The sequence below is a fragment of the Chitinophaga oryzae genome (genome assembly GCF_012516375.2).
GTDB classification, from domain to species: domain Bacteria; phylum Bacteroidota; class Bacteroidia; order Chitinophagales; family Chitinophagaceae; genus Chitinophaga; species Chitinophaga oryzae.
The window spans coordinates 3891655-3918147 of record NZ_CP051204.2; the positions used below are offsets into that span (position 1 = coordinate 3891655).

The 26493-nt window shown below is 51.7% G+C and carries 26 protein-coding genes; 13 read left to right on the plus strand and 13 right to left on the minus strand.

Annotated features, from left to right (window positions below; genetic code table 11):
- Positions 1 to 108: 108 nt before the first annotated feature.
- On the plus strand, positions 109 to 498 hold the full coding sequence (locus HF324_RS16100) for a hypothetical protein (protein WP_168803451.1): 390 nt from the start codon (positions 109 to 111) through the stop codon (positions 496 to 498).
- Positions 499 to 513: 15 nt separating this feature from the next.
- Here HF324_RS16100 and HF324_RS16105 read toward each other — a convergent pair whose 3' ends face one another.
- The 7 genes from HF324_RS16105 to HF324_RS16135 all read right to left on the minus strand — a co-directional run bounded on the left by HF324_RS16105 (position 514) and on the right by HF324_RS16135 (position 7762).
- Positions 514 to 1155, minus strand: coding sequence for a VIT1/CCC1 transporter family protein (locus HF324_RS16105; protein ID WP_168803452.1), 642 nt, complete (start codon positions 1153 to 1155; stop codon positions 514 to 516).
- Between the two features lie 9 nt (positions 1156 to 1164).
- Positions 1165 to 2403, minus strand: a complete 1239-nt coding sequence (gene rocD, locus HF324_RS16110) for an ornithine--oxo-acid transaminase (RefSeq protein WP_168803453.1) — start codon at positions 2401 to 2403, stop codon at positions 1165 to 1167.
- A gap of 95 nt (positions 2404 to 2498) precedes the next feature.
- Positions 2499 to 3530: a DUF4249 domain-containing protein gene (locus tag HF324_RS16115; RefSeq protein WP_168803454.1), complete on the minus strand. Its 1032-nt coding sequence runs from the start codon at positions 3528 to 3530 to the stop codon at positions 2499 to 2501.
- A gap of 2 nt (positions 3531 to 3532) precedes the next feature.
- Complete coding sequence (locus HF324_RS16120; RefSeq protein ID WP_168860271.1) at positions 3533 to 4354, minus strand: TonB-dependent receptor; 822 nt, start codon at positions 4352 to 4354, stop codon at positions 3533 to 3535.
- Positions 4351 to 6135 carry a TonB-dependent receptor gene (locus HF324_RS16125; RefSeq protein WP_168860272.1) on the minus strand — a complete coding sequence of 595 codons (1785 nt, stop codon included), beginning with the start codon at positions 6133 to 6135 and terminating at the stop codon, positions 4351 to 4353. The genes HF324_RS16120 and HF324_RS16125 overlap by 4 nt, the downstream gene beginning before the upstream one ends.
- 37 nt (positions 6136 to 6172) lie before the next feature.
- Positions 6173 to 7147 (minus strand): FecR family protein, encoded by a 975-nt coding sequence (locus HF324_RS16130; RefSeq protein ID WP_168860273.1) that lies wholly within the window; start codon positions 7145 to 7147, stop codon positions 6173 to 6175.
- A 54-nt stretch (positions 7148 to 7201) separates the two neighbouring features.
- Positions 7202 to 7762 (minus strand): RNA polymerase sigma-70 factor, encoded by a 561-nt coding sequence (locus HF324_RS16135; RefSeq protein ID WP_168803457.1) that lies wholly within the window; start codon positions 7760 to 7762, stop codon positions 7202 to 7204.
- Positions 7763 to 8257: 495 nt separating this feature from the next.
- On the opposite strand from HF324_RS16135, the gene HF324_RS16140 reads away from it, so the two are divergent.
- From HF324_RS16140 to HF324_RS16190, 11 genes are all read left to right on the plus strand, one after another.
- Positions 8258 to 9739: a hypothetical protein gene (locus HF324_RS16140; protein WP_168860274.1), complete on the plus strand. Its 1482-nt coding sequence runs from the start codon at positions 8258 to 8260 to the stop codon at positions 9737 to 9739.
- Between the two features lie 7 nt (positions 9740 to 9746).
- Positions 9747 to 11171, plus strand: coding sequence for a hypothetical protein (locus HF324_RS16145; RefSeq protein ID WP_168803459.1), 1425 nt, complete (start codon positions 9747 to 9749; stop codon positions 11169 to 11171).
- Between the two features lie 100 nt (positions 11172 to 11271).
- The gene (locus tag HF324_RS16150; protein WP_168803460.1) at positions 11272 to 12630 is read left to right on the plus strand and encodes an acyl-CoA dehydrogenase family protein; all 1359 of its coding nucleotides are present in this window, start codon (positions 11272 to 11274) and stop codon (positions 12628 to 12630) included.
- Between the two features lie 75 nt (positions 12631 to 12705).
- The gene (locus HF324_RS16155) at positions 12706 to 13461 is read left to right on the plus strand and encodes an SGNH/GDSL hydrolase family protein (protein ID WP_168860275.1); all 756 of its coding nucleotides are present in this window, start codon (positions 12706 to 12708) and stop codon (positions 13459 to 13461) included.
- A 132-nt stretch (positions 13462 to 13593) separates the two neighbouring features.
- The gene (locus HF324_RS16160; RefSeq protein ID WP_168803462.1) at positions 13594 to 14091 is read left to right on the plus strand and encodes a hypothetical protein; all 498 of its coding nucleotides are present in this window, start codon (positions 13594 to 13596) and stop codon (positions 14089 to 14091) included.
- Positions 14092 to 14213: 122 nt separating this feature from the next.
- Positions 14214 to 15065, plus strand: coding sequence for an alpha/beta hydrolase (locus tag HF324_RS16165; protein WP_168803463.1), 852 nt, complete (start codon positions 14214 to 14216; stop codon positions 15063 to 15065).
- Between the two features lie 104 nt (positions 15066 to 15169).
- Positions 15170 to 17266: a copper-translocating P-type ATPase gene (locus HF324_RS16170; RefSeq protein ID WP_168860276.1), complete on the plus strand. Its 2097-nt coding sequence runs from the start codon at positions 15170 to 15172 to the stop codon at positions 17264 to 17266.
- A 71-nt stretch (positions 17267 to 17337) separates the two neighbouring features.
- A complete protein-coding gene (locus HF324_RS16175; protein WP_168803465.1) occupies positions 17338 to 18456 on the plus strand; it encodes an SPFH domain-containing protein in 1119 nt (372 codons plus the stop codon).
- A 178-nt stretch (positions 18457 to 18634) separates the two neighbouring features.
- Positions 18635 to 19762, plus strand: coding sequence for a TFIIB-type zinc ribbon-containing protein (locus HF324_RS16180; RefSeq protein WP_168803466.1), 1128 nt, complete (start codon positions 18635 to 18637; stop codon positions 19760 to 19762).
- 213 nt (positions 19763 to 19975) lie between these two features.
- Complete coding sequence (locus tag HF324_RS16185; protein ID WP_168803467.1) at positions 19976 to 20548, plus strand: DUF4142 domain-containing protein; 573 nt, start codon at positions 19976 to 19978, stop codon at positions 20546 to 20548.
- Between the two features lie 269 nt (positions 20549 to 20817).
- Positions 20818 to 21387 carry a DUF4142 domain-containing protein gene (locus HF324_RS16190; RefSeq protein WP_168803468.1) on the plus strand — a complete coding sequence of 190 codons (570 nt, stop codon included), beginning with the start codon at positions 20818 to 20820 and terminating at the stop codon, positions 21385 to 21387.
- A 65-nt stretch (positions 21388 to 21452) separates the two neighbouring features.
- Here the strand turns inward: HF324_RS16190 and HF324_RS16195 are convergent, their stop codons facing one another.
- The 6 genes from HF324_RS16195 to HF324_RS16220 all read right to left on the minus strand — a co-directional run bounded on the left by HF324_RS16195 (position 21453) and on the right by HF324_RS16220 (position 24783).
- Positions 21453 to 21725, minus strand: coding sequence for a GNAT family N-acetyltransferase (locus tag HF324_RS16195; RefSeq protein WP_168803469.1), 273 nt, complete (start codon positions 21723 to 21725; stop codon positions 21453 to 21455).
- Between the two features lie 2 nt (positions 21726 to 21727).
- Entirely contained in the window at positions 21728 to 22159 is a 432-nt protein-coding gene (locus HF324_RS16200) for a (4Fe-4S)-binding protein (RefSeq protein ID WP_168803470.1), read from the minus strand.
- Between the two features lies 1 nt (position 22160).
- Positions 22161 to 22562, minus strand: a complete 402-nt coding sequence (locus tag HF324_RS16205) for an OsmC family protein (RefSeq protein ID WP_168803471.1) — start codon at positions 22560 to 22562, stop codon at positions 22161 to 22163.
- A gap of 10 nt (positions 22563 to 22572) precedes the next feature.
- Positions 22573 to 23202: an alpha/beta hydrolase gene (locus tag HF324_RS16210; RefSeq protein ID WP_220101322.1), complete on the minus strand. Its 630-nt coding sequence runs from the start codon at positions 23200 to 23202 to the stop codon at positions 22573 to 22575.
- Between the two features lies 1 nt (position 23203).
- Positions 23204 to 24130 carry a ring-cleaving dioxygenase gene (locus HF324_RS16215; RefSeq protein ID WP_168803472.1) on the minus strand — a complete coding sequence of 309 codons (927 nt, stop codon included), beginning with the start codon at positions 24128 to 24130 and terminating at the stop codon, positions 23204 to 23206.
- A gap of 116 nt (positions 24131 to 24246) precedes the next feature.
- Complete coding sequence (locus tag HF324_RS16220) at positions 24247 to 24783, minus strand: YceI family protein (RefSeq protein WP_168803473.1); 537 nt, start codon at positions 24781 to 24783, stop codon at positions 24247 to 24249.
- Positions 24784 to 25038: 255 nt separating this feature from the next.
- On the opposite strand from HF324_RS16220, the gene HF324_RS16225 reads away from it, so the two are divergent.
- Complete coding sequence (locus HF324_RS16225; protein WP_220100761.1) at positions 25039 to 26493, plus strand: TolC family protein; 1455 nt, start codon at positions 25039 to 25041, stop codon at positions 26491 to 26493.

Here is a 26493-nt window from a genome sequence, read left to right on the forward strand (position 1 = left end):
TTGATTTGGGGGATAGGGACGGTACTTCGATCATCTCCCAAATTCCAAAATCAAAAAATCGAAAATCAAAAAATCTCTAACTTGCGCTTTCTTAATAAACTGAATTACATGTCTAAGACTTCTGTTATCGGAATTATTGCCGCGGTGGTAGCGATTGTTTGTACATTTTTTCCGTGGGCGGTGATCGAAAGCCGGCAGCTGGTATTTACGGGATTGAATACAACGGGCTCCCGTTTCGGAGAACCGGGCAAACTGAATATTTTCCTGGCGGCACTGGCCATAATTATTTTCCTGGTGAAGAATAAATGGGTCATGCGGATGAACCTTTTTGTATCAGGTTTCCTGCTGGCATGGTCTTTCCGCAATATGCTGCTGTTTTCCCGTTGTGAAGCAGGCATCTGCCCGCAGACAGGTATCGCACTGTATATTTCTGTGGCGGCGGCTGTGGTGGTTTTCGTCTGTGTATTGCTTACCCGTAACCCGGTCGTAAAAAAATAACTAAATTCTAAAATTTCAAAATACTCTATGTAGTACCCAGGCCCCGCACCATACACCGGCGCCCATCAGCCAATACCGGATGACAATGGGTAATGGGCGCTGGTTGGTTACTCTCGCTTTTATAAAACTGAATACGGTCAACCCCAGGAAGACCAGCAGCATGCTGGTTTGAGAAGCCGCTGTAAAATTCTCATTCGATAAATAAGGACCTACCGACAATATACCTCCCAATAAGAAAAAGAAGGCGGTGAACAGCGCACTGCGGATAGCACGGGAACGGCTAAACGTTGTTTCCATTACCTGTTCCTGTTGCAGTGTTGTTTCCCACATCGCGGCATCTTTCTGCATTTCATCGGCGATATGGGCGATGGTATGGTCGTTAATGTCGAGGTGTTCCAGCTTCCGGCGTTCGTCGTCAGAGAGCAGGGCGCTGTCATGCTGGGCATCGCCCTTATTGGCCTGGTAAGCGCTGTACATCACCAGCAGGCTGCCTGCCAGCAGGATGCAGAGCTGGATATTGTAGAAGGTCTGCACTTCCAGCGGGAAGGTCTGCATGACCTGAGTGGCAAAAAACAACAGGAATAATCCGTCCGGAAAGCCGATCAGGAAGTCGGTTTTCCATCCGGAACTGCGGATGGCCTTATGTGGTGCTGTCATACGTTGCTGTTAGCTAAACGCTTTTTCGATGCTTTTGCGGATGATCTGTACGCACTCAGAAACCTGGGTGGCGTTCATGATCAGTGGTGGTGCGAACCGGATCTTGTCGCCATGAGTGGGCTTGGCGAGCAGTCCGTTTTCTTTTAAAGTCAGGCAGAGGTCCCAGGCTGCTTCCGGATCTGGATGGCTGATCACGATGGCATTCAGCAGGCCTTTTCCGCGCACGGTTTTGATATAAGGCGATTGCAGGTCCTGCAGTCCCTTGCGCAGCAGCTGTCCCATAGCGGCTGCATTTTCCGTCATTTTCTCGTCCTTCAGTACCTCCAGCGCGGTGATAGCCACTTTACAGGCCAGGGGGTTGCCGCCGTAGGTAGAGCCGTGTTCTCCGGGTTTGATGGTCAGCATGATCTCGTCGTCGGCAAGAACGGCGCTCACCGGCAGTACACCGCCGGAGAGGGCTTTGCCCAGTATCAGGATGTCGGGCCGCACATTTTCGTGGTCGCAGGCCAGCATGCGGCCGGTACGGGCCAGTCCTGTCTGGATTTCATCTGCAATAAACAGTACGTTGGCATCCTGGCAGTAGGCGCGCGCTTTAGACAGGTAGCCGTCGTCCGGTACTACCACGCCGGCTTCGCCCTGGATGGGTTCTACCAGGAAGCCTGCCACGGTCTTATCTTGCAACGCCTGCTCCAGCGCAGCGAGATCGTTATAGGGGATCACTTCATAGCCCGCCATAAACGGTCCGAAATTATTCCGGGCCACCGGGTCGGTGCTGAAGGATATAACATTAAGGGTACGGCCGTGGAAGTTGTTGGCGCAGACAATGATCTTCGCCTTGTTTTCCGGAATGCCTTTTACCATATATGCCCAGTGCCGGCAAAGCTTCAGCGCTGTTTCCACCGCTTCCACGCCGGTATTCATGGGCAATACTTTATCGTAACCGAAATAACCGGTGATATACTGCGTGTATTCTCCCAGCAGGTCACTGTGAAATGCCCGGGAGGTCAGCGTGAGCTTCTGCGCCTGTTCTATCAGTGACGCAATAATCCGGGGATGGCAGTGCCCCTGGTTAACGGCGGAGTATCCGGAAAGAAAATCGTAATAACGTTTACCATCTACATCCCATAAAAAAACACCTTCGCCACGCTCCAACACCACCGGTAACGGATGATAGTTGTGAGCACCATACTGTTCTTCCAATCCGAGAAAATGCTGCGTTCTTTCGCTTATCGTAAATGCTGGTATCATAGCCCAAAAATACGAAATTGTTCTCGCAAAGGAGCAAAGTGAGCAAAGAACGCGAAGAATACAAGGAATTCTGGCTGCTTTGCTCCTTTGCGTGATTATAATTCGTCGTAATACAGGTAGTATGCAACCTGACTGCAGCCGCCTACCACGCCCAGCCCGCCGAAAGCGTTACTGCGTATCTGGATGGCCTGTATCAGGCTGTTCAGGCCGGGGTTACGCCGCACCTTTTCATAGGTAAGCAGGAAAGCATAGTATTCCGGCGTGACAGATTTCACAAACACCAGCACGCGGCCGATAGGTACTTCTACTTCGATGCTGCCGGCGGTCAGCGCGGTGGCGTTGATATACAACCGGGTGTTCAGCGGTTTGTTGGCACGCTGCGTGAAAAGAATACTGTTGTAGTTTTCATTCAGTCCCCCTACCTGGTTGTTGTCGGCATCCTCATCCTGCGTGTACACCGGAATACGCAGATAGCTGTTGAGGTACACCGTGTCTTTATACGTTTTGATGTCGGGGTTGTTTTTTACCTGCTCATACAACTCGCGGTTATTTCGCACCCGGTAGCGCACGTTCCGGTAGATGAAGATAGTATCCAGTTGTATCAGTTGTTTCAGCGCTTCCATCACCACAAACTGCCGCGCGTTGGCAGGCGGTGGTTGAACATTGAAGTGAAACCGCAATACCGGCCGCCCGTTCAGCGTGGTGCGCACCGTGTCCAGCAGGTCTACTTTAATGGGAAGCGGAATGGTGGTTTTGGCCGTCACGTCCTTGGTATCAGGCACTTTCACCTGTATAATATAGCTTTTGTTGGACTCGATCCGGGTATTGCCTCTATAGAAGGCCATATTGGAAGAAGTGTCTTTCACGTAATGCAGCTGTTCCAGCAGCTGGCTGTCGGCGCTCAGCAGCTGCGCCGTCGCATTGGTCACCGGTTCAAAGAAGTTGTTGATGTCCGGACCTACCGGTTTGCTTTTGCCTACCCGCATCTCCACCTTTTTGCCGGCAACCAGTTCACTGTATACGACTGCCCTGGGTTTACCGCTGGAAGGAGGCACCGGGAGCTCGTGTATACATCCTGTCAATGCAGCCACGCAGAAAATACATCCTATATGAAACAAATACTTCATCACTAAAATTTAAGCGTATAACTGATATAAGGTAACGTTCGGAACAGGCTGTACTGATATAACTGCAGCGGATAAATTTCATCGTAAGACATGGTCACAAACTGGTCATAGCTGACAATGAAGGGATTGCTGCGGGAATATACGTTATAGATGCCGGCTGTCAGTACATGATGGATAGACCGCGTGGCGCCCAGGTAAACAGTGGTGCCGAGATCGAGATGGTGTACAGGTTTGAGCCGGAAGTTATTGAGCCTTGTAATAAAAGGCAGATAGTTGATCTGGTTATTGGCGAACGGAGAATAGCGTTCGTCCAGCTTACCGTTGATGTTACGGCCCCAGTCATAGTCGGGGAAGATCTGCGTAGGCAGCGTGAAAGGCGCGCCACTGGAGAACTTCCAGGAAGCAGAAAGGCTCCAGCCCGGTTTCATGCGGTATTTAAGCGCCAGGGATATATTATGCCGGCGGTCTTCTTTATAAGGAAACATTTTACTGCCATTGATCCCCCCAAACTCCCGCCAGGCCCATGCCAGCGTATAACTCAAAACACCGGTGAGCCTGCCGGTGTTTTTTTCCAGCAGCAATTCGCTCCCATAGTTATATCCCTTGCCGTTGATCACTTTTTTCTCCCAAAGATCGGAGTTATCGAAAATGTTAAGGACCGTATTGGTGGTCACAATATCTTTCAGCAATTTATAATACAGGTTGATATTAAACCGCCAGTCGCTCTCCCATTGTTTTTGATAAGACAGGCTATAGGAGAAGGCTTTTTCCGGTTTGATATTTTCTGTACTGGGCACCCAGAGGTCCGTGGGAAGATTGATCACGGGGTGGTCAGCTGGTGCATGAACTGCGTCATCTGCGCAAAGGAAGCCTGTACATATTGCTGGTTGGGCAGGTCCCAGCGGACCATAAGCCTGGGCTGAAGGCTGGCATAAAAGGAGCCGCGCTGGGCCAGTGCACCGAAATGTGCGCCGGGGCGCAGTGTCAAACGGTTGTCGAACAGGCGCAGTTCATCTTCGCCATAGAGGGTGAACTCTGACATGTAATATTTGGGGGCGGGCCGCTTTATAGCGTCGCCGCCGTCCACATTGCTGCTGTAGGCGGTAGGGGCGAAGTTGTGATAGGTATAGCCGCCGCCGAAAGAGAGCTTTTGGACGTTGCTGATGGTGAACTCCGTTTCGTTATGCAGGGCGATATCCCTGACACGGGATACGCCTTTGCCATTGAGCGAAACGGGCGCGATAGCCGACAGTTTGAAATCGGAACTCTGGGAAAAGAAATTATAGAACCGGCTGTAGGTGGCGGTAGTATTGGTAAAAACTTTAGGAGAGATGACACGGGTCCATTTCAGCGCTGCGGTGATATTGCTCCAGGCGAACTTATAATCGTCCAACAGCGGGAAGGGGGAGTTGTCTTTGGGAATGAACATGTTGTCCTGCCCTTTGTAGAAGCTGATGTAGACCCTGTTTTTATTGTCGATGATCTGGTTGAGCTTGAAATTTACATCGTAGAGCGCATATTTACCGTATTGCTGGTTGAACCGTTTACCATAGATACCGTCGATCAGCGACCGCCGGAAGGAGAGGAACATGGCGCTTTTATCTTTCACGAGTGGTCCTTCCAGCTCAGTGCTGGCAGATACGGGGCTGAGAGTGACCTTGCCATGCCATGCTTTCATATTGCCGTCGCGCGTGCGGATATCTACTACAGAGGAAAGCCGGCCGCCATAGCGGGCGGGGAAGGCGTCTTTATACAGCGATACATCTTTGACGGCGTCTCCGTTAAAAACAGAGAACAGGCCGAAAAGATGGCCGGTATGATAGAGGGGGACCCCGTCCAGCAGGTAGAGGTTCTGGTCGGCGCCGCCGCCGCGGATCAGCAGGTTGCTGCTGCTTTCCAGCGAGCTGCCGGTGCCCGGGTACAGCTGCAGCGATTTAAGCACATCTTTTTCTCCCAGCAGGGCAGGGAAGTTTGACAAATAACCTACCGGCATTTTAACATAGCCGGCCTGGAGGGTGACAGAGTCCTGGTCGCCGGTCACCACTACGGTTTGCAACGGGTTACGCGGCTGCATGTGGATTTCAAGCTGACGGTCGTCCGGCAGAGGAAGCGGCTGGACGACCGTTTCATAACCCACATGCGAAAATACCAGGCTGGTGCAGCTGTCCGGCACCTGTACGCTAAAGAAACCGTATGGGTTGCTGATGGCGCCGCGCCGGGTGACAGGGTCATATACGGAGGCGCCGATGATGACTTCCTTGCTGTTTTCTTCCTTGATAAATCCACTGATGGTGTAATACTGGGTCTGGGAGGATTCCCGCAGCAGGAATATTTTCCCGTTGATGGCTGCCGCCTGTATGCCCGTGCCCTGCAGGATGGTGTTCAATACCTGGCCGGTACTGCGCTCGCTGCCGGTCAGCTGCACCTTTTTGTTGAGATGCAGGAAGCTGGAACTATAGGAAACAGAGATGCCGGTCTGCCGCTGGATATCCTGGATAAAGAAGAGGATAGAGCCTCCCCGGGAGGGAGGGGCATAAGAAGCCTGGAGAATAGTATCCTCTTTGGACTGTGCATATAAAACCGTTGCCGGCGCGAGCGCCAGCAAGCAGAAAAATAAGCCTGTAAAAAAGTAGTTTACCCGTCTACCTGCCGATGACGATCGTATCGCCCTCTTGTTTGTAATGGAAACCAAGCAAAAGTTGTAATTCATGCAAAACCTCGTCGCAAGACTGGTCCTGGAAGCTGATCGTAGCTTTTTGCTGTGCTGCAGTAGCCTGATAGCCATCCTCAATCCTGATGACTTTGCCGTAAAAATCGGCTAATTGTGGCAATATTTCAAGAAGTGATTGATCATTAAATTGGAAAATTCCTGTTTTCCATGCCATGAAGTTAGGATCGTCGTTGTCGTCGGCGCTCAGCTGGCCATTTCCCCAGACGCCTTTCTGGCCACTGGTAAGGATAACGGAGGTGGTGTCGTTGGCTCTGCCCAGTCTCACCTTACCGGTGGAAACGACGACGGTGGTATGGGCATCGGCCGTTTTTACGGTAAAAGAAGTGCCCAGCACTTCCACCACTGACTGGTTAGGCGTTTTTACCAGGAAAGGATGGCGCGGGTCTGCAGCCACTTCAAAGAAAGCTTCACCTTCCAGGGTGACCACCCGTTCTGCGCCTTCGGAATATTTGATTTTGGCGCCGGGGCGCAGTGTGATCACTGATTTATCGGATAATTCGAGGCTTTTGATTTTGCCCTCGTTGGCAGCCAGTTCCTGTACTTTCAGGGACGGGCGGCTGGCCAGCCACCAGGCGCCGGCGCTGAGCGTAATGAGCAATACCGCCGCTGCAGCGATTTTGAAAACAGGCATCCGCACCGTTTTGGCGGGAGGCGCTTCTTGTTGCAGTACCTGGTCCACCTTGCTCCAGGCTGCAGCGGCATTGAACTGTTTTTGCCGGGAGAGGGGAAGGCTCCGGGGAGCGTCCTGCCATACCTGCCTGGCCTTAATGTAAGCGGCTTCGTTGTCAGGAGAAGCTTCCCGCCATTCCCGGAGGATGGTGTCCTCCTCGGGCGTAGAGACAGATGACAGTTGCTTCGCAATTATTTCATATATGTAGGTGTCCATGTTGTACAGTGTGTGCTCTGATATTAAAACGTAAAGAATCGCTTGTGCCCTCTATTAATTGTTAAAAAAATTTAACAGAAAAAATAAAAATACCGGCAAACCGTATTGGCCCAGGTACTTCCGTAGCAGCTTGAGTGCCCTCCCCATGTAGTTTTCCACGGTTTTGGCTGACAGGCCCAGCTTTTCGGCGGTCTGCTGGTGGGTCATTCCCTGGAGCCGGCAACAGGTAAACACTTCCCGGCATTGCGGCGGAAGGTTGGCAATAGCTTCGTAAATCAGCTGCTCGTAAAAAGGTTTGGCCTCCGATATTTCCCGTGCATCGGGATCTTCACTGACGTCGGCTACCCATTCAAAACCCTTGTTGCCCGCTTCCTCGGCGGTACGCCTGCGCAGCGCTGAAATAGAATTATTACGCACTGCCCTGTACAAATAGGCTTTAATATTGGGTATCTCAATCAGCTCCCGGTGCTTCTGCCATAAGCGTATAAAAGTTTCCTGTACCACATCTTCGGCGGCCGCATCATCATTCAGGAAACTGCTGGCATAGTTACACAGCTCACTGTACAGAGAATGGAAAAGCTCATTATAGGCTTGATAAGAAGGTGATGTTATCATTTAGCCTTCATAGCGTTTAAGTAATGAAATGATCGCCGCTAATGTAAGGCAATTTTTTATTTTCCTGTCAATAGGGGGATATGAGAAAAATTGCGTCATATCCTTATATAACGCCTAAGCCTATATGCGTTATCGTCCTTTAATCTATATGCTGTAATGTCCTTTTTAGTTTTTAGTTTGTGTTTTTTAGTTACCACCGGTTGCATATTCTCTATGCAACCGTTTTTTTTGAGTTTTCCATCATCCTGGTACTGTGCAATCTTCGGTATTATTCGCAACCGGGCTCTGCATTCTTTCGGCCCATTTGTGCGCTGTCGCCTGAAATAAAGCGCTGGTGATTCCCGCCGGTCATACCGCCGGCCGGCATATACGAACATTTACCTGCCCATCCCGATCGGCCGGCGGTCCCCGTAAACGGTCATCTTTCGACCATGGTTTTCCGTTAGGCGGACATATCACATATTTTACTATCTTGGCCCCCCAAAAAAACTCCCTATGAGAAGATTAGCGAGCTTGTTAATCCTGTTGCCAGCGATGGCCTTCTTTTCATGTAACAATAACAGCAGCGCCGCCAAAGAGCCCGCTGCAGACAGCGTAAAAACCGTAGCTTTTGATTTTCAGGGCTGGTTGAAACACCTGAAAACGATCCCGCACCCGGTACATGGCTATGACCTGGAAAACATCGACAGCGCGCTGGGCCCTTTTGCCCAAAGTGGTTTTGCCAGCGTGTCAGCAGGTATTGTGGCCCGGCAGAAAAATTACCTGGCCATTGCCGCACAGGGTTTTTATAAAAAAGACAGCGACTCCTCCGTAATGCTGCTGCTGGTCTATAGCCCCGATGGAAAAGAAATCGGCCGGCAGGAAGTAGGAATGAGCAAAGAAGAATCAAAAGGAGATGAAAGCAACTCCATTCACAAATGGCCGGAATTTATTAATGACAGTACGTTTTGGGTAAAGGAAACCTGGTACACTTACAAAAAAGGCGTAGCTAACGGGGAAAGCAAGGCGCGCATCAAACAATACCGTATTAACTACCAGGGGCAGATCAGCGCTGTTCCCCAGGAAACAGTCCCTTTCGACACCTATGCAGGACGTTTTAAAACACTCACAACGCCCTTTACCGTTAATTATACATTGGCCGGCCTGCAGCCGGTATCGCTGCTGACACCCTACTTTGATTTCAGTGACCTGATTTATTTCGAGCAGATCAAATTGTTCCATTATGGTAAAATCCCGGTTCCGGGCAAAGGAACTTATCTGTTGTATGCCGTCGGCGCCCTGGAGGGGGGGGAATCCATGATGGATTCCACTATACAGCTGGTATACCACACCCCGGACGGAAAGGAAAGCAGCAGTATCCGGCTGAACGGATATATCGGCTCTGAAGGATATTACAGCGCCTCTAAAAACGCTACCGTAGCTGCGGACGGTACTATCCGGGTGACGGAAGAGTCCAATGATGAAGACGGTGTTGGCGGTGAAGTCGGTTTCCTCTTCAAATCAGAAGAGCTGGTGGTATACACACCGGAAAATGGTGCAAAATTCAAGCGCCAGCTGGTAGGGAAAAACTTTTACAGCGCTGAATTTAATCCGGCCGACATGAAAGAACTGCTGGCCACCAGGAGAAGTAGTTATGATGCTGCTTCGCTGGATACTGAATTTGAACAGGCGCTCTTCAGCGTGCTGCGGGATGAAACCATATATGTGCGGATGCACGTTTATGACAACGGCAGCGAACAGCTGGTAGAAATTTATACTGTAGGCACTGATCTGCGGGTACTGGACCGTTACGTGGTGTACAACAATCTGAAGAAGACGCCTTACGAGAAAGTGTCGGCGCGGGATAATGTTTCCGTGGACGGTGAAATCGAAAAAGACGATACCGTTCGTAAACTGCCTGTGAACGGGCCTGTTACCGTTACCCTGAAAGATAAAGTATTGCAGATTACGCCGGAAGGAAAGTTCCAGGCGCAATAATCCATCTATGAGATATTTACCATTTTGGTTAGCACCGTTGTTCCTGTTTGCCTGCGCCAGCCCCGAAGCTGCGAACCGGCAAGCAGGAACTGACAGTAGCCACACCAATAACGAAGCGGTTAAATTATGGTTGGAGAAGTTGCCGGAGGCAGACACCAGTAAACACTTCCTCAATGTAAGCGAAGACGTGGACCCCGGTCCTTTCGGCGACCGCGGCTATCATCGTTTCTCCGCCGCAAAGCTGCCCGGCAAAAGAAAGTATGTTGCGGTACTGGCTGCCTGTGAGTTTGAGCTAAATACACCGGTGTCATCATCACAGCTCCTGGTAACGTATACGCCTGATGGAAATGAAATAGCCCGGCAGGAAATCGGTACGCTTCGCCTGACAGTTGAAGGGACGCAGGAGTTGCGCAGCTGGCCTGTGTATATTAATGATACCACTATTGAAGTCAGAGAGGAACGGCCACAGGGTAAATCGCAGATACGGCGCATGGTGCTGGCTGCGGATGGCGCCATCCGCCCGGTCCCGCCGGAAAAAAGCCCGTTTGATGAGTACGCCTCCCGTTTCCCTGGTTTGCAGCTACCATTGGCCATCAGCAGTGCGGCTATCCCGAAACTAAAACGGGTGTCTCCGCTCACCCCCTGGTTTTCTTACCAGGATATAATAGGGTATGATAAGCTGGACATCTATCACTATGGTAAAATTATACTTCCGGGAAAACCACTGTTACTATTATACGCCTACGGCCCTGCCAACGATGAGGGCGCCGTACTCGACAGTGCGGTGCAGCTGGTGGCCTGCAAACCTGACGGAACTGTTACTGATCAGAAAGATCTGTACGGAAAACTTTTCGGAGAAGGAGTGGAGCATCGTTGGAGAAATGCCGTTATTCATGAAGACGGCAGCGTTACGCTGGAGGAATCCATTGTAAATGACGCAGATATGGCGTTATGGCAATTAGGCAGCACGGAGGCCAGGCACATGACTTATCGCTTGGATGCTGCCGGGAAGTTCCTGTCGGAAGTCCGTCGTATCACCTATACCGTTCCTGCTTATACTGTAAATACCCTTAAGGAAGTATTTGAACAAAACAAAGATCGTTTTGGTACACCGGAAGGAGGACATCATAAAGAAATGTTATTCGGTATACAGGACAGGATGCCGTTCGGTATTTTGGTGTGGGTGCACTTTTACCAGCACGGTGAGCATCAATTGGCGGAACTGGTTGCGATGAACGATGCAGGTGGGATACTGGACCGCTATGTATTATACAATTATCCGGAAACTGCTGACTACCGTGGAGTAGCAATTCCGATGGATGCATCGCAAAACAAGGCATATCCCGTTACCAACTTAACCGGGCCGGTTACAATCCAGCTGGCAGAAACTACCTTACAGCTTACACCGGAAGGAAAGTTCGTCAAGCCATAAAATGATATAACACCATTCGGCAGCGGGGCAAAGCGGGAATGATACTTGTATCGTTCCTGCTTTGCCCCGCAATTCGTATTTTCACATAAAACCATGTAGTATGTCCGGAACTTTCACAAAACTGAAGAACGCCTATCATCTGTTGAAGAGCATCGATTTTAAAATGCTGGCCAAACTGTCGGAGAAGGTAGACCTGTCGCAGGTGATGGCCTCGGTAGCCAAAATGGATGACAACCAGCTGAATGGACTGATGAAAATGCTGACCAGCAGAGGCTCCAAAAAGAAGCTGCCGCCGATAGATGGTGATTTTTATGATATCAGCAGCCGGTTAAATGCGGAAGACCGGGCGCTGCAGCTGAAGGTGCGGGCCTTTATGGAAAAAGAGATACAACCTATTGTCAACGAATACTGGCTTAAAGCGGAGTTCCCGTTCGAGATCATCCCCAAATTCAGGGAGCTGAATATCTGCGGCGTTACGTACGATGGTTACGGTTGCCCGAACCGCAGTTACCTCATGGAAGGCATCATCGCCATGGAGATGGCGCGCGTAGACGCTTCCATCGCCACTTTTTTCGGCGTGCAGAGCGGTCTTGCCATGGGATCTATCTACATGCTGGGATCTGAATCGCAGAAAGATGAATGGCTGCCGGGCATGCAGCAGCTCAATATTATAGGCGCTTTCGGCCTGACCGAACCGGAAGTGGGCTCCGGCGCTGCCGGCGGTCTTACGACCACGGCTAAACGCGAAGGAGATACCTGGGTGCTGAACGGCCGGAAAAAATGGATCGGCAACGCCACTTTTGCGGACGTGACGGTCATCTGGGCGAGGGATGTGGACGATAATCAGGTAAAAGGTTTCCTGGTACGGAAAGGCACTCCGGGCCTGTCCGTAGAAAAGATGCATGATAAGATGGCGCTGCGTATCGTGCAGAACGGGCTGATCACCCTGAAAGACTGCCGCGTGGCGGAATCCGACAGGTTGCAGCGGGCCAACAACTTCCGCGATACCAGCCGGGTGCTCCGCATGACACGTGCCGGTGTAGCCTGGGAAGCAGTAGGATGCGCGCGCGGCGCCTACGAAAATGCACTGGCGTATACCCGTACCCGTGAGCAGTTCGGAAAACCTATCGCTTCCTTCCAGCTGATACAGGGCCACCTGGTGGAAATGCTGTCCAATCTCACCGCTATGCAGACCATGGTCTACCGGCTGTCGGAGATACAGGACGAGGGAGGGTTGAAAGACGAACACGCCTCGCTGGCCAAAGTATTTTGTACCCTGCGCACGCGGGACGTGGTACGCGGCGCCCGTGAAGTGATGGGCGGCAACGGTATCCTGCTGGAATACAACGTAGCCCGCTTTGTCGCCGATGCGGAAGCTATTTATTCCTACGAAGGCACCAAAGAAATCAATTCGCTGATCGTAGGCAGGGCCATTACCGGGTCCAGCGCCTTTGTATAAAAAATCAGAATCTTTTTATAGATTTAAGGGCTCCCCCGTTATGGGCGGAGCCCTTTACTATTTTAAAAATCCGTTATGAATTCATCGAACCGTCGAAATTTCCTGAAAAACGTATCACTGGGAAGCCTCGCTGCCATTAGTATTCCCAATATCGTGTCCGCCGCCGTGTCTGCTGACAAAGGCAAAAAGGTGACACTGAAAAAAGAAGGCGTCATCCTCTTCCAGGGCGACTCCATCACTGATGTGGGCCGCAAGCGCGATGCCATGGACGCCAATAACGGCTCCGCCCTGGGTGGCGGTTATCCGCATCTCGCCGCCGCTCATCTGTTACTGAAACGGCCGGCCGACAACCTGAAGTTTTATAATAAAGGCATCAGCGGCAATAAAGTGTTCCAGCTGGCCGACCGCTGGGAGGCGGACTGCCTGCAACTGAAGCCTGATGTGCTGAGCATTCTTGTGGGAGTGAATGACTTCTGGCATACGCTCAATGGCAATTATAACGGCACTTCCAAAGTATACCACGACGACTATGACAAGCTGCTGGACCGCACTAAACAGGCTTTGCCGGACGTTCAGCTGATCATCGGGGAACCCTACGCCGTTAAAGGCGTGAAAGCAGTGGACGACAGGTGGTATCCGACGTTCAACGAATATCGCGCCGCCGCCCGGGAGCTGGCGGACAAATACAAGGCGGTCTTCATTCCTTACCAGGCCATCTATGACAAAGCATTGCAGGCGGCGCCGGCGGCCTACTGGACGCCCGATGGCGTACATCCCAGCGTGGCCGGTGCACAACTCATGGCGGAAGCCTGGCTCCGGTGCGTTAAATAAAAAAAATACGGCAGGCAGGGTAGTGGTACGCTGCCTGCATAAACTCCCTGTTTTTTCAATTAAGTGTTTCTACTGAAACCCCGGCAGCCCGTCCGTCGTAGGTTTGCATCAGAATAAAACAAACACTTAGTCATGAAAAAATGGTTCCCCCAATCAGTGATGGCGTTATGTGCCGTTTCCGGGATGCTCATGTTTACCCAATGCAAAAAAGACAAAAAGGATAGCCCCAAAGATCCTTCCTTCAAAGAATTCCTGATCGGTAAAAAATGGCAGCTGACCGCCTATACCGCCAATCCGGGTATAGACGATGGTGAAGGGCAGGTGGTCACAGACATCTATGCTGTACTCCCCGCCTGCGTCAAAGACGATTTCACGGAGTATTTCGCAGATGGAACAGCTGCTGAAGATGAAGGCCCTGCAAAATGTTCCCCTGCCAGCCCGCAACGGCACACCTTCAACTGGGACCTCAAGGCAGACGGGACGCTGGAAGGCCGCGGGGACGACGATGATTTTACCGGTACCTACCGTGCCGAAAAAATCAGCAACACCAGTTACAGGATCACCGGCACCGGGCATTTTAACGATGATCCGACGCCGCGTACCGTAGTGCTTACGTTTAAAGCTGTTTAAACAGACCGGATAAAGAAAGAGGTCCAGCGGTGATCAGATGGCGGGACAGTCTTCGAAGGAAGACTGTCCCTTTTATTTGCGGGAAACGTTTATTACATTTGCCGACACCCGAAATTCCCGTTATGAAACCATTTATTATCTTCATGCTGATGCTTGCACCATACGCTTCAACACACGCGCAACACAAGGAAACCATCCATTTATGGCCGGACGCCGTGCCAGGTGAAACCGCTGCGCGCCATGCGGCCGTGACTGCGTCCGATACCAGTCGCGGCGTGGTACGCCTCACCGATGTGACCGATCCCATACTGGAGGTATATCCGGCGAACCCGGCACACGCTAAAAATGTGGGCGTGGTCATATGTCCCGGCGGCGGCTACAATATCCTCGCCATCAACCTGGAGGGCTATGAAATCGCACAGTGGCTCAATCAGTTGGGCTATACCGCCTTTGTGCTGCAATACAGGGTGCCCAAAAAAGAAGCCGGCGCCTTGCAGGACGCCCAGCGCGCTATGCGTATCGTACGCAGCCGCGCCAAAGAATGGAAGCTGGACCCCGAAAGAATAGGCATGATGGGCTTTTCAGCCGGTGGAAGCCTTACCGCCAGATTAGCAACGCAGTATAACGTAAAAGCATATACGCCGGTGGATAAGGCCGATTCTCTGTCTGCCCGCCCGGCTTTTGGTATGCTGATATATCCTGCTTATCTCGACAGGGGAGAAGGGCGTACGCTGACGCCGGAACTGCGGATTGACAAACAAACGCCTCCTATGTTCCTTTTTGCTACCGCCGATGATACCTATGGCAACAGCGCGCTCGTGATGGCCGGCGCCCTGCGTGATGCCGGCATACCGGCAGAGCTGCATTTTTACGCCAAAGGCGGCCATGGTTACGGCCTTCGCCCGGGCAACAGCGCCGCTGAAGTATGGCCGGCGCTGGCCGCCAAATGGATGGAGCACCTGGGCGCCCGATAATCCTGTAAATCTCTTTCCGGATTATATAAATCTTCCGGCGATATATTCGGCAACTTTACAACAATTAAAACACACAGTTGTAATATTAAAAACCGGATATCGCTATGGACAAACATCAGCACATGCATATGCACATGGACCACGATCATCACGATCGGGAGCCGGAGGCCGACGCAAACGCCGGTCACGTGCATGACCATACGGACCATTCCCAACATTCCCCTCAGCCTGGCCATGCCGCGCATGCCGGCCATGGAGGTCACGCCGGACATGACCACCAGGCCATGATCCGCGATTTCCGGCAACGGTTTTACGTAGTGCTGATACTCACCATACCGGTCATGCTGTTGTCGAAAATGATCCAGCACTGGCTGGGGCTGGACATTAGTTTCCCGGGCGATAACTACCTCCTGTGTGCGCTGTCTGCCGTCATTTTCTTCTATGGCGGCTGGCCTTTCCTTTCCGGCTGGTGGTCTGAAATGCGGACGCGCAATCCCGGCATGATGACGCTGATCGGCTTCGCCATCAGCGTAGCTTTTGTATATAGCGTGGCCACGCTGTTCGGACTGCAGGGCATGGACTTTTTCTGGGAACTGGCAACGCTGATCCTGATTATGCTGCTGGGACACTGGATTGAAATGAAGTCGGTGGCGGGCGCTTCGCGTGAACTGGAACTGCTGGTACAACTCATGCCGGCGGAAGCTCACCTGGTGGAAGGCGGCAATATCCGCGAAGTAAAAACCGACAGCCTGCAGCCCGGCAACATGGTGCTGATAAAACCCGGGGAAAAAGTAGCGGCAGACGGCGTTGTAACGGAAGGCAGCAGCTATCTCAATGAATCCATGCTGACGGGAGAGTCCAAACCGGTGAAAAAAAGCAAAGGCGACAGGGTGATCGCCGGATCTATCAATGGCAATCAGGCGCTGCATATCAAGGTGTCCCACAACGCGGCCTCTTCCTACCTGTCACAGGTGATCAGGCTGGTCAACGATGCGCAGCAGGCCAAATCGAATACGCAACTGCTGGCCGACAAGGCTGCCCGCTGGCTGACGATCATCGCCATTGTGGCAGGTATCGCCACTTTCGCCTACTGGCGCATCGACGGCCAGTCCATCTCTTTCGCCATGGAACGGATGGTAACGGTCATCGTTATCTGCTGCCCGCACGCCTTGGGCCTCGCGGTACCGCTGGTGGTAGCCCGCTCCACCACCGTGGCCGCCAAAAACGGCCTGCTGATCAAAAACAGGACCGCCTTCGAAAACGCCCGTAAAATCACCACGCTGGTATTCGATAAAACCGGTACGCTTACGGTAGGCAAGTTCCAGGTGGTGCAGCTGGAAACGCTGGACAACCGCTACAGTCAACAGGAAATACTGATGCTGGCAGCCGCCGTGGAACAACAGTCGGAGCATCCCATCGCCACCGGCATTGTGGACAAGGCCCGTAACGAAGGAGTACAGATACCTGCCGCCAGCGATATGCAGGCCATGACCGGCAAAGGTATCAGCGCTACTGTCAACGGGAAAAAAGTACAGGTGGTAAGTCCCGCTTATATGAAAGAACAGTTCCCGCAACAGGCGGCAATAGGGCAAACAGATACCGGCACCCTGTCTTTTGTGATCGTGGATGGTCTGCCGGCAGGCTATATCGTATTGGCGGATGAAATCAGGCCGGAATCACTGCCTGCTATCCAGGCGTTGAAAAAAGAACACATCGCCAGCGTACTGCTCACCGGCGATAACAAAAAAGTGGCGGCCGCTGTGGCGCAACAACTGCAGCTAGATAACTATATCGCGGAAGTGCTGCCGCACCAGAAACTGGAAGAAATCAAAAGATTGCAGGAAGCAGGCCAGTACGTAGCGATGACTGGCGACGGCATCAACGACGCGCCGGCATTAGCCCAGGCGGATATCGGCATCGCCATCGGCTCCGGTTCTGACATCGCTGCAGAAACAGCGGGCATCGTGCTGGTCAACAGCAACCCGCAGGACATCGTCAGCCTGGTACGTTTCGGCAAGGCCACCTACCGGAAAATGATCCAGAACCTGGCCTGGGCCACCGGTTACAACGTCATCACCATGCCGCTGGCAGCAGGCGTGCTGTATCACTGGGGCGTACTGTTAAGTCCCGCCGCCGGTGCGGTACTGATGACAGTGAGCACCGTCATAGTAGCTATCAACGCCAGATTGCTGAAATTATAACTTTTCATTATTAGCATTTCCAGTAAATATTTCTATACATTTGGTGCAGATGTTTCTTAAAACCTGTTACTATGGGAATATTTGATAAACTCCGGAATGAATTTATTGACATTATTGAGTGGACAGACCCGTCCGCCGACACCATTGTGTGGAAGTTTCCCCGCTACCAGAATGAAATAAAAATGAACGCCAAGCTGACGGTAAGAGAATCGCAGGTGGCAGTTTTTATGAACGAAGGTAAGATAGCGGATGTTTTTCAGCCCGGCATGTATACGCTGACAACGCAGAACATGCCTATTCTGACTACGTTACAGGGATGGAAATATGGTTTTAACAGCCCCTTTAAGGCAGATGTGTTTTTCATCAGCATGCGGCAGTTCACCAACCAGAAATGGGGCACCAAAAACCCTGTCATGCTGCGCGATGCCGAATTCGGCCCGCTGCGGCTGCGCGCTTTCGGCAGCTACGCTTTCCGCGTGAAAGACGCTGCGCAGTTCCTGAAAGAAATCGCCGCTACCAATCCTGAATATACGGTTGACGGTATCAACGAACAACTGCGCAACCTGGCCGTTTCCCGCGGTATGGATGCCATTGCCGAAGCAAAAATCCCGGTGCTCGACCTGGCTGCCAGGTACGATGAGGTATCCCAGCTGATCACCGAAAAAATACGGCCTGAGTTTAATGAGCTGGGCCTCGACCTGACGAAATTCCTGATTGAAAATATTTCCCTGCCGCCCGAGGTGGAAGAAGCGCTGGACAAACGCAGCAGCATGGGTATCGTAGGCAACCTCGGCGCCTATGCACAGTTCCAGGCCGCCAATGCCATGGAAAAAGCTGCAGAAAACCCCTCCGGCGGGGGACTGGCTGCTGCCGGTCTCGGCGCCGGTATGGGGGCTGCCATGATGGGCCAGGTAGGTAACGTATTCCAGAATAACCAGGCTAATCAACAGCCTGCCGCCGGTGGCCCGGGTGTTCCGCCGCCGCTGCCGGGCACAGAGCCTTTCTTCGTGGCTGTGGAAGGTAAACAGTCCGGCCCTTACAACATGGACCAGCTGCGTCAGCTGGCCGCTTCCGGTAGTCTCCAGCACCAGACCCTGGTCTGGAAAACAGGCATGGCCGCCTGGACCGCCGCTTCCGCAGTGCCTGAACTGGCGCCCGTACTGGCCACTGTACCGCCACCATTACCGTAAATTAATTACGAATTACGAATTACGAATTACGAATTACGAATTACGAATTACGAATTACGAATTACGAATTACGAATTTATAGCTTACTAACAGCTCCATGCTGCTAAAGAACTCCCAATTCGTAATTCGTAATTCGTAATTCGTAATTCGTAATTCGTAATTTTTCACAAATATTCCTATGTCTTTTGAGGAAAAAACCAAAGAGACGGTATCCTCGCTGAAATGTCAGAACTGTGGCGCCATCCTGCATTATGCGCCCGGCACCAACAGCCTGAAATGTGAGTACTGCGGTACCGTTAACACCATTGAAGCAGAAGCCTCTCCGCAAGGCATCCGGGCTTTCGATTATGATGCTTTCATCGCAGACCTGCAGCGCCATACAGAACATACCGAACAGGCAGTCGTGGTGAAATGTACCAGTTGCGGCGCTTCTACGACCATGTTGCCCAACGTGACGGCAGATGCCTGCCCGTTCTGTGCATCGCCGCTGGTGGTGCAGCAGGGCGCCGCTACGGCCATCCTCCAGCCGCATTATGTGCTGCCCTTTGCAGTGGATGATAAACAAGCCGGTAAGTTCTTCCAGCAGTGGATGAGTAAATTGTGGTTTGCTCCGTCCGACCTGGTAAAGAAAGTGAAAGACAGGTCCTATCATCAGCTGAAAGGCATTTACATTCCGCATTGGAGCTATGATACGGACACCGTGACTTCCTACAGCGGGCAACGCGGTGAATACTATTATACTACTGAAACCTATACGGAAGAAGTTAATGGCAGAACAGAAACGCGTACCCGCCAGGTGCGTCATACGGCCTGGTACGACACTTCCGGGGTGGTAGACAATACCTTCCGGGACGTACTGGTTTCCGCCAGCCCTTCCTTGCCCCGCAAGATGGCCGAAATTCTCGAACCCTGGCACCTGGACCAGCTCAAAGCCTACGATGGCCGCTATCTGAGCGGCTTCCGGGCAGAACTGTACCAGACGGACGCAGAACAGGGACTGGCCATCGCCAAAAAGCGGATGGACCCCATCATCCGGGACGAAATATGCAGCGATATCGGCGGCGATGAACAGTCGATCGACAGCTACAAGGTGGCCTACAACCAGCTCGGGCTAAAGTATATCCTGTTGCCGGTCTGGCTGAGCGCCTACCGCTATAACAACAAACTCTATCATTTTGTCGTAAATGCCAATACCGGGGAAGTCACCGGGGACAGGCCCTATAGCTGGACCAAGATCGTCGGGCTGATTGTGCTGATCATCGCCATTGTATGGGTTTTGTATGTGTGCTTCGCTCAACCTGAATAAATGATGAAAACTGCCGGGAAAAACTTCCGGCAGTCATCTTTTACATACTGGGGAAAACCCTCTACACCAAAGCTGCTCCGTTATTCCCTTCTTAAAGAGCTCTTCCTTTTTGCCCGGCCACAGGGCGGTGTTAAAACGCATGTGCCTGCCTGAAAATTTTTGTCAGTTCATTTGTGGCTAATCTGTATTTAAACCCGTTAAACTTCTAGGGTTATGAAAAAAACAACCTTTTTTGCTGTGGTGCTGCCTGGCATGTGGTTGCTCCTGTCCTGTGGTAATAACAACATGCGAAGTAATGCCCGGCAGGCGACTCCGGCAGATTCGGCGGAAGCCATTAATAACGCGGAAAAAACGGTGGACTCATTGTCTGCTTCCTTTGCGGTAAACGCAGCCGATGACGGCATGATGGAGGTAGCGCTGGGAAAACTGGCGATGGAGAAGGCCATAGACCCGCGGGTGAAAGCCTTTGCCGCAATGTCGGTAAACGATCGTACCAGGGGAAACGAACGGCTTAAATTAATTGCGGAAAAATGGAAGATCGCACTGCCTTCAACGCTGGCCACAGCCTCGCAGAAACATCTTGAGCGGCTCTCTAAAAAAAGCGGAAAACGTTTTGAAAAAGAATACATCGGTGAAATGGTGGACAGCCACGACCAGGACCTGAAAGATTTCAACTATGCAGCAAACAACCTGGGCAATGTGAGCCTGCGGGAATGGGCCAGGAAAGCGCTGCCGGTATTGATGGTACACCTGGATTCAGCAAGGGCTATCAAGAACGCACAATAGTGCACCGTCTTCATCCTACAGGAAACCCACCGGTTCCGGGTGTCTTTTCGTATATACGTTTACGTATGAAACGACACCCGGTTTGTTTTTTTACATTATGGGGAAAAGCCTCTACGGCAAAGCATTCGCGGCCGTTTATCCGTTAAGGTGATCTCTTCCGTGTAAACCGGCTGTCCTGTTGCTTTATCCATACCATGCGTCCGCATGGTATTTTTTTTGCCGGATGATTAGCTGAAATCAAACATTAAACCCAATAAATCTCATCAACTATGAAGAAAACAATCTTATTGGCTACGGCCGTGCTGGGCGCATGGATGCTGTCTTCGTGCAACAACAATGCAAACAATCCGCAAAGTGAAAAACCAGTAGATTCTGCACAGGATGTAAACGAGGCGGTAAAGCCTGTTGACAACAATTCCTCTGAATTCGCTGTAAAGGCGGCCAACGGTGGTATGATGGAGGTGGAAATGGGCAAACTGGCACAGGAGAAAGCACAGAACCCGAGGGTGAAAGCTTTTGCTGCAATGATGGTCAGCGATCACACTAAAGCAAATGACGAACTGAAAGAGTTAGCCGGCAAAAAGAATATCGCACTGCCTGCGGAGCTCTCCACTGAATCGAAAGAACACATGGACAAACTGGCGAAGAAAACAGGGAAGGACTTCGACAAAGATTATATGGACATGATGGTAGACGACCATGACAAAGACGTGAACGAATTCGATAAGGCAGCCAACAACCTGGAAGATGCGGATTTAAAAACATGGGCCAGCAAGACCTTGCCCACGCTCAGGACCCACCAGGATTCTGCGAAAGCGATCAAATCCGCCCTTAAATAAATCAAGTGATAATGAATGACGAATCTGAGTGTCTGTTATGGCGCTCGGATTCGTCATTTATCCTTTCAGAGAAGGTCGTTGTATTCCGGATGCCTTTTCATATAAGCGTGTACGTATGGGCACAGCGGTTTTACCTTTAATTGGTTTTCCCTGGCGTATTCCAGCACGTATTTGGCCATTTGGGAGGCGATGCCTTTGCCTTCCAGTTCAGGCGGCACTTCCGTGTGAATGTAAGCGATGCCGCCGGGAAACAGCTTGTACACGATAAAAGCGGTGTGCCCGTCGACAGTGGTTTCAAACTGGTGTTTTTCGGTGTTTTGCTGAATGGTAAGTTCCATAATTATTCATTGTCTTTATAACCGTTAGTGATGTGGGTGCCGTCGCAGTACGGCATGTTGGAAGAACTGCCGCATCTGCACATGGCGGTTACCATGTGAAAGGGCGTTTCTTCGCCGGCGGTATTTTTGATCAGCACGTTGCCATATATGAGGCGCGGGCCGTTGGGCACTGTTTCCGAGAGGCTGCTGGCGGTTATTTCTGCCGCTTTATCCGCTTCATTGTTCAGGTAAAAAGTGAGTGCGCCGGAAGGACATTTCTTTACCTGCCGGATAATCCGGTCGGTCGTACTGCCGTCAGCGTTGATCCAGGGCTTGGCCTTAGGATCGAATACTTCGGGAAGGCCATGGAAACATATTTCGGAGTGTTTGCACACTTCCGGCTTCCATACGATGGTGACTTCTCCGTTGCTGTATTTTTTAGTAATGTCTTTCATATCAATCTTCTTTGGTATTGATAATAACGGGGTTGGTAAGCAGCTTATGAATGGGGCATGCATGGGCTATTTCCATGAGCCTTTTCCGTTGTGCTTCGTCCAGGTTGCCGCTGATGCGTACGAGGCATTCGATCACGGTGGTAGCCGGGTCCGGCTTGGCGGCACTGTCGAACCGCAGGTCGATATCTATTTTCTCCACCGCCCATTTTTTTCGTGCGGCATACATCGTCAGGGTGATGGCGGTACAGGAGCCGAGGCTGCTCAGCAGCAGTTCTCCGGGATTAGGTCCGGTATCCCCGCCGTTAATGTCGGTCGGTTCGTCTGCCAGCCAGCGGTGATCTCTTGCGGAAATAGAAACCTGGTACGGTATTCCTTCGATACTTACTTTTACTTCTTCGTCCATGATGCGGTGATTACCTGAAATTTTCTTTCACCCAGCCTGCGGCCAGGTCGATATCCTGTTGTGTTAAATTATGTCCTGTGTTGATGTTGTGGCTGCTGACGTTAAAACCATTAGCGCTCAGCAGGGTAGCATAGGCGGCTGTTGCGGCCGGGTCTACGGTGCTGTCCATTTTGCCGGAGCTCATGAAAACAGGCTGCTGGCGGTTGGTTTCGAATGGGTCCTCAATGCCATGCAACGGCTGCATCGGCCGGAAGAGCATGGCGCCGGCCAGCAGCTCAGGGTACAGCATCAGTACCGCGCCGGCAATATTGGCGCCGTTGGAATAACCGGCGGCGACCAGCTTCTGCAGGTCGAAGCCCTCCTGTGCGGACAGTTCCTTCAGGAAGTGCACCATTTCATGCGTCCTGAAATGCACGTCCGGCTCGTCAAATACGCCCATGCCCAGGCGGCGGAAGAAGCGGGGCATACCGTGTTCCAGCACATTGCCGCGAAGGCTGAGGACATGAAAATTCCTCGTCAGCGCAGGCGCCAGCGGCAGCATGTCCTGTTCGTCGCCACCGGTGCCATGCAGCAACAACAACGTGTAGGCGTCCTTGTTAGCTGCCGGCTGGTAGACATATTTCAGGGGCTTAAAATCCATTTTAATCCAGTTTTATCAGTTTCTGTTCTATCTCTGCCCGTTGCGGCTCAAACTGGGAGGGCAGCATCAGGTGCGTGCCCAGCTGGTCCACCGGTTCATCCACGGTAAAGCCGGGAGTGTCTGTGGCCAGTTCAAACAGTACGCCGCCGGGCTCCCTGAAATAGACGGAGCGGAAATACTTGCGGTCCAGCTGCTGTGTGGCATGCAGGCCTAACGCTTCGATTTTCCCGCGGTAGTATTCCTGCTCCGCATCGTCTTTCATGCGAAAGGCGATGTGGTGAATACTGCCGCCGGCAACATGCCCTCGCTGTTCTCCTTTGGCTTCCACCAGGTCGATGTAATTGGCGGTATCGCCGGCAGGCGCCTTGAAGCGGTAACGGTTGGCGAGGTTTTTTTCAAGCTGGTAACCAAAAACGGATACCAGCAGATCAGCAGTAGGCTGAATATCTTCCAGGGTCAGCGTTACGTGGTGAAATCCCCGCAGGGCATTGGCTGCACTCACTTCGGCCGTTTCCCAGGGTGTCCTGTTGTCCGGCGTCTCGGGAACGGTCAGTTCCACTTTCATGCCGTCAGGGTCCAGGAAGGTGAGGTAGATCTCCCCGAACTTGGCGGACGGTTTATTGTAAATCATATTGGCGGCATCCAGTCGCTTGAGCCAGAAATCCAGGCTGCCTTCCGGAACGGAATAGCCCACTTCCGTAGCCATATGCGTGCCCCTGCGGCCGGCCATAATATCCTGCCACGGAAAGAACGTGAGGATCGTTCCGGGTGTACCGGTTTGGTCGCCGTAATAAAAATGATAGGTATGCGGATCGTCAAAGTTTACAGTCTTTTTTACAAACCGTAATCCCATCGTCTTCGTGTAAAAGTCAAAATTCTTCTTAGCGTTACCGGAAATAGCGGTAACATGATGCAGCCCTGTTATCATTTTTAGATTTTTTGATTGAGGGATTTTCGATTTTTTGGGATGAAGATGAGCGAAGAATATATGATCTCCGCTGCATTTTAAATTCCAACATCAAAAAATCGAAAATCCCCAAATGTTTATTGTTGTTTCAGCAGTTGTACTTCACACTGAATTTTTACTTCGTCACTCACCATTACACCGCCAGCTTCGGTTACAGCGTTCCAGTTCAGGCCAAAATCCTTACGGTTGATTTTACCATGGATGGTGAAGCCCGCTTTGGTATTGCCCCATGGATCTGCTACCACGCCGCCGAACTCCACATCCAGTTTGATGTTTTTAGTCACGTCGCGGATGGTCAGATCGCCATACAGCGTATAGGAGCCATCGTTGTCCACGTTTTCCGTTTTAGTGGCTTTGAAGGTGATGTTGCGGAATTTGTTCACGTCGAAGAAATCCGGAGAGCGCAGGTGCTCGTCGCGCTGGCTGTTGGCAGTAGAGATGGAGTCTACGTCTACGGTAGCTGTGGCGCTGGCGTTGAGGAAGTTATCCCCGTCTGTTTCCGCTTCTACCTGGAAGGTGTTGAACCGCCCGGTAACATTGGTGATCATCAGGTGTCTGATCTTAAAAGTAAGTTCGCTGTGCGCGGCGTCGGAGACCCATTTTTGTTTTGCCATAAATAAAGATGTTTTATTTTTTATGAATTGGTAATGTTGTTTGCTGGTGCAAATGTCCGTTAAAGAACAGGGGGCAAAAATGGATTAAATAAATATAACGATGTACTTTTTTTATTCTCTCTGAAGATAACGATTGCCCCCGGGATTTACTCATTTTCAGATTATGTACGATTTTTTTTGAATAATATAAACATTATGCATGAAAAATTGTTTAGGTGTGTTGGTATTAAGGAAACCCGGACGAAAAGATATCTTATGAGACATCTCCTGTTATTAACGCTCATCCTGCCGCCGATGTTTGCCCCGGCGCAGGAGAAAGGACAACAGCTGACTTTAAAAGATTGTTATGAACTCGCCCGGCAACGTAATGCGCTGGTAAAACAGGCGGAACGCTCGCTGCAGGCGAGAGAATATTCCCTGCAGGCCGAGAATCGTGCCTGGTTCCCCAAAGTAGACCTGCTGGCCGGTTACAACTACCTCGGAAAACCGCTTGAAATCAATCTGCAACAGGTAAAGGACGGGGTGGTGAACGGATCGGCGGCGCAAAGCGTCAATACGGCCAACACCGTCTTCCAGCAGATCACCGGGCAACCTTTGCCACAAAATGTGCAGGACGCCATCTCCAATGCCACAAAAGGACTGATCAACGCATTTTATCCCAACTATAACCCGCAGCTGGCGAAACAATCGTATTTCGTGGCAGGCGTCGGGGTACGCCAGCCGATCTTTCTGGGCGGAAAAATATCCGCTGCCCAGGACCTCGCCCGCTCACAGGTAACAGCCGGCCAGTTCAATAAACAGGTGGTGGAGAAAAACCTGTATTTCCTGATCAGCGCCCAGTACCTGCGTATCATGTACCTCAATACCATCCTGGCCCACGAAGCGGTAGTGGTGGAGGCTTTCCGGAAAAACAGGGATTACGCCGCGTCGCTGAAAGACAATCAGATACTGCCGCCTTACCTGCTCAACTGGGCGAAGGTGTCCTATACACAGGCAACGAACCGATACAGCAACCTGGAGCTGGAGAAAGAAAATGCCCTGTTGGAAATGAACCAGCTGCTGGGCAGGCCTATAGATACCGCCATCGTCATCAGCGATACGCTGCGGTACGAGCAGGCCAACGTCACTACAGGGGAAGAGAACGCCTTCTGGCACAACAATCCGTCGTACCGCCTGCTGGAAAGCAAGACAGACCTGGCCAGAGTAGCGGTGAAGGCTACACGCTCCCTGTCGCTTCCCAACCTGTTCGCCATCGGCAATGTGTCGCTCTACCAGAAAGACCTGCCGGTGACGGTGCCGCCGTGGCTGATAGGCGTGGAGCTGCAATGGACCCTGTTCGACGGCTTCCAGCGTAACAAACGTACCAAAGCCAGTAAACTGCTGGTAGAGGAGGCAATGATGGCCGCTGAAAATACCAGGACGTCCCTGGAGCTGCAGCTGCGTGTGGCCTCCAACAAGGTAAAGGCGCTGCAGCATGACGTGGCTTCGCTGGACAGCGCCCGGCAACAGGCGCGCCTTACCACCACGCTGGTGACCGACCGCATGGAAAACCAGCTCTCGTCCGTGAAGGATGTAAACGATGCATTGCTGCTGGAGGAGGAGATGCATAAAATATACTACACGGCCGTACTGGGCTACTATCTGGCACTGGCCGAATACTGGAACATCGTGGGCACACCGGAGTATTTCGCTACATACGTTAACAACTAA

What these genes read in the sequence shown, in the direction of transcription:
- HF324_RS16100 (WP_168803451.1), top strand. Translation starts at nt 109, where the DNA reads ATGTCTAAGACTTCTGTTATCGGAATTATTGCCGCGGTGGTAGCGATT.
- HF324_RS16105 (WP_168803452.1), bottom strand. Translation starts at nt 1,155, where the DNA reads ATGACAGCACCACATAAGGCCATCCGCAGTTCCGGATGGAAAACCGAC.
- rocD (WP_168803453.1), bottom strand. Translation starts at nt 2,403, where the DNA reads ATGATACCAGCATTTACGATAAGCGAAAGAACGCAGCATTTTCTCGGA.
- HF324_RS16115 (WP_168803454.1), bottom strand. Translation starts at nt 3,530, where the DNA reads ATGAAGTATTTGTTTCATATAGGATGTATTTTCTGCGTGGCTGCATTG.
- HF324_RS16130 (WP_168860273.1), bottom strand. Translation starts at nt 7,147, where the DNA reads ATGGACACCTACATATATGAAATAATTGCGAAGCAACTGTCATCTGTC.
- HF324_RS16135 (WP_168803457.1), bottom strand. Translation starts at nt 7,762, where the DNA reads ATGATAACATCACCTTCTTATCAAGCCTATAATGAGCTTTTCCATTCT.
- HF324_RS16140 (WP_168860274.1), top strand. Translation starts at nt 8,258, where the DNA reads ATGAGAAGATTAGCGAGCTTGTTAATCCTGTTGCCAGCGATGGCCTTC.
- HF324_RS16145 (WP_168803459.1), top strand. Translation starts at nt 9,747, where the DNA reads ATGAGATATTTACCATTTTGGTTAGCACCGTTGTTCCTGTTTGCCTGC.
- HF324_RS16150 (WP_168803460.1), top strand. Translation starts at nt 11,272, where the DNA reads ATGTCCGGAACTTTCACAAAACTGAAGAACGCCTATCATCTGTTGAAG.
- HF324_RS16155 (WP_168860275.1), top strand. Translation starts at nt 12,706, where the DNA reads ATGAATTCATCGAACCGTCGAAATTTCCTGAAAAACGTATCACTGGGA.
- HF324_RS16160 (WP_168803462.1), top strand. Translation starts at nt 13,594, where the DNA reads ATGAAAAAATGGTTCCCCCAATCAGTGATGGCGTTATGTGCCGTTTCC.
- HF324_RS16165 (WP_168803463.1), top strand. Translation starts at nt 14,214, where the DNA reads ATGAAACCATTTATTATCTTCATGCTGATGCTTGCACCATACGCTTCA.
- HF324_RS16170 (WP_168860276.1), top strand. Translation starts at nt 15,170, where the DNA reads ATGGACAAACATCAGCACATGCATATGCACATGGACCACGATCATCAC.
- HF324_RS16175 (WP_168803465.1), top strand. Translation starts at nt 17,338, where the DNA reads ATGGGAATATTTGATAAACTCCGGAATGAATTTATTGACATTATTGAG.
- HF324_RS16180 (WP_168803466.1), top strand. Translation starts at nt 18,635, where the DNA reads ATGTCTTTTGAGGAAAAAACCAAAGAGACGGTATCCTCGCTGAAATGT.
- HF324_RS16185 (WP_168803467.1), top strand. Translation starts at nt 19,976, where the DNA reads ATGAAAAAAACAACCTTTTTTGCTGTGGTGCTGCCTGGCATGTGGTTG.
- HF324_RS16190 (WP_168803468.1), top strand. Translation starts at nt 20,818, where the DNA reads ATGAAGAAAACAATCTTATTGGCTACGGCCGTGCTGGGCGCATGGATG.
- HF324_RS16195 (WP_168803469.1), bottom strand. Translation starts at nt 21,725, where the DNA reads ATGGAACTTACCATTCAGCAAAACACCGAAAAACACCAGTTTGAAACC.
- HF324_RS16200 (WP_168803470.1), bottom strand. Translation starts at nt 22,159, where the DNA reads ATGAAAGACATTACTAAAAAATACAGCAACGGAGAAGTCACCATCGTA.
- HF324_RS16205 (WP_168803471.1), bottom strand. Translation starts at nt 22,562, where the DNA reads ATGGACGAAGAAGTAAAAGTAAGTATCGAAGGAATACCGTACCAGGTT.
- HF324_RS16210 (WP_220101322.1), bottom strand. Translation starts at nt 23,202, where the DNA reads ATGGATTTTAAGCCCCTGAAATATGTCTACCAGCCGGCAGCTAACAAG.
- HF324_RS16215 (WP_168803472.1), bottom strand. Translation starts at nt 24,130, where the DNA reads ATGATAACAGGGCTGCATCATGTTACCGCTATTTCCGGTAACGCTAAG.
- HF324_RS16220 (WP_168803473.1), bottom strand. Translation starts at nt 24,783, where the DNA reads ATGGCAAAACAAAAATGGGTCTCCGACGCCGCGCACAGCGAACTTACT.
- HF324_RS16225 (WP_220100761.1), top strand. Translation starts at nt 25,039, where the DNA reads ATGAGACATCTCCTGTTATTAACGCTCATCCTGCCGCCGATGTTTGCC.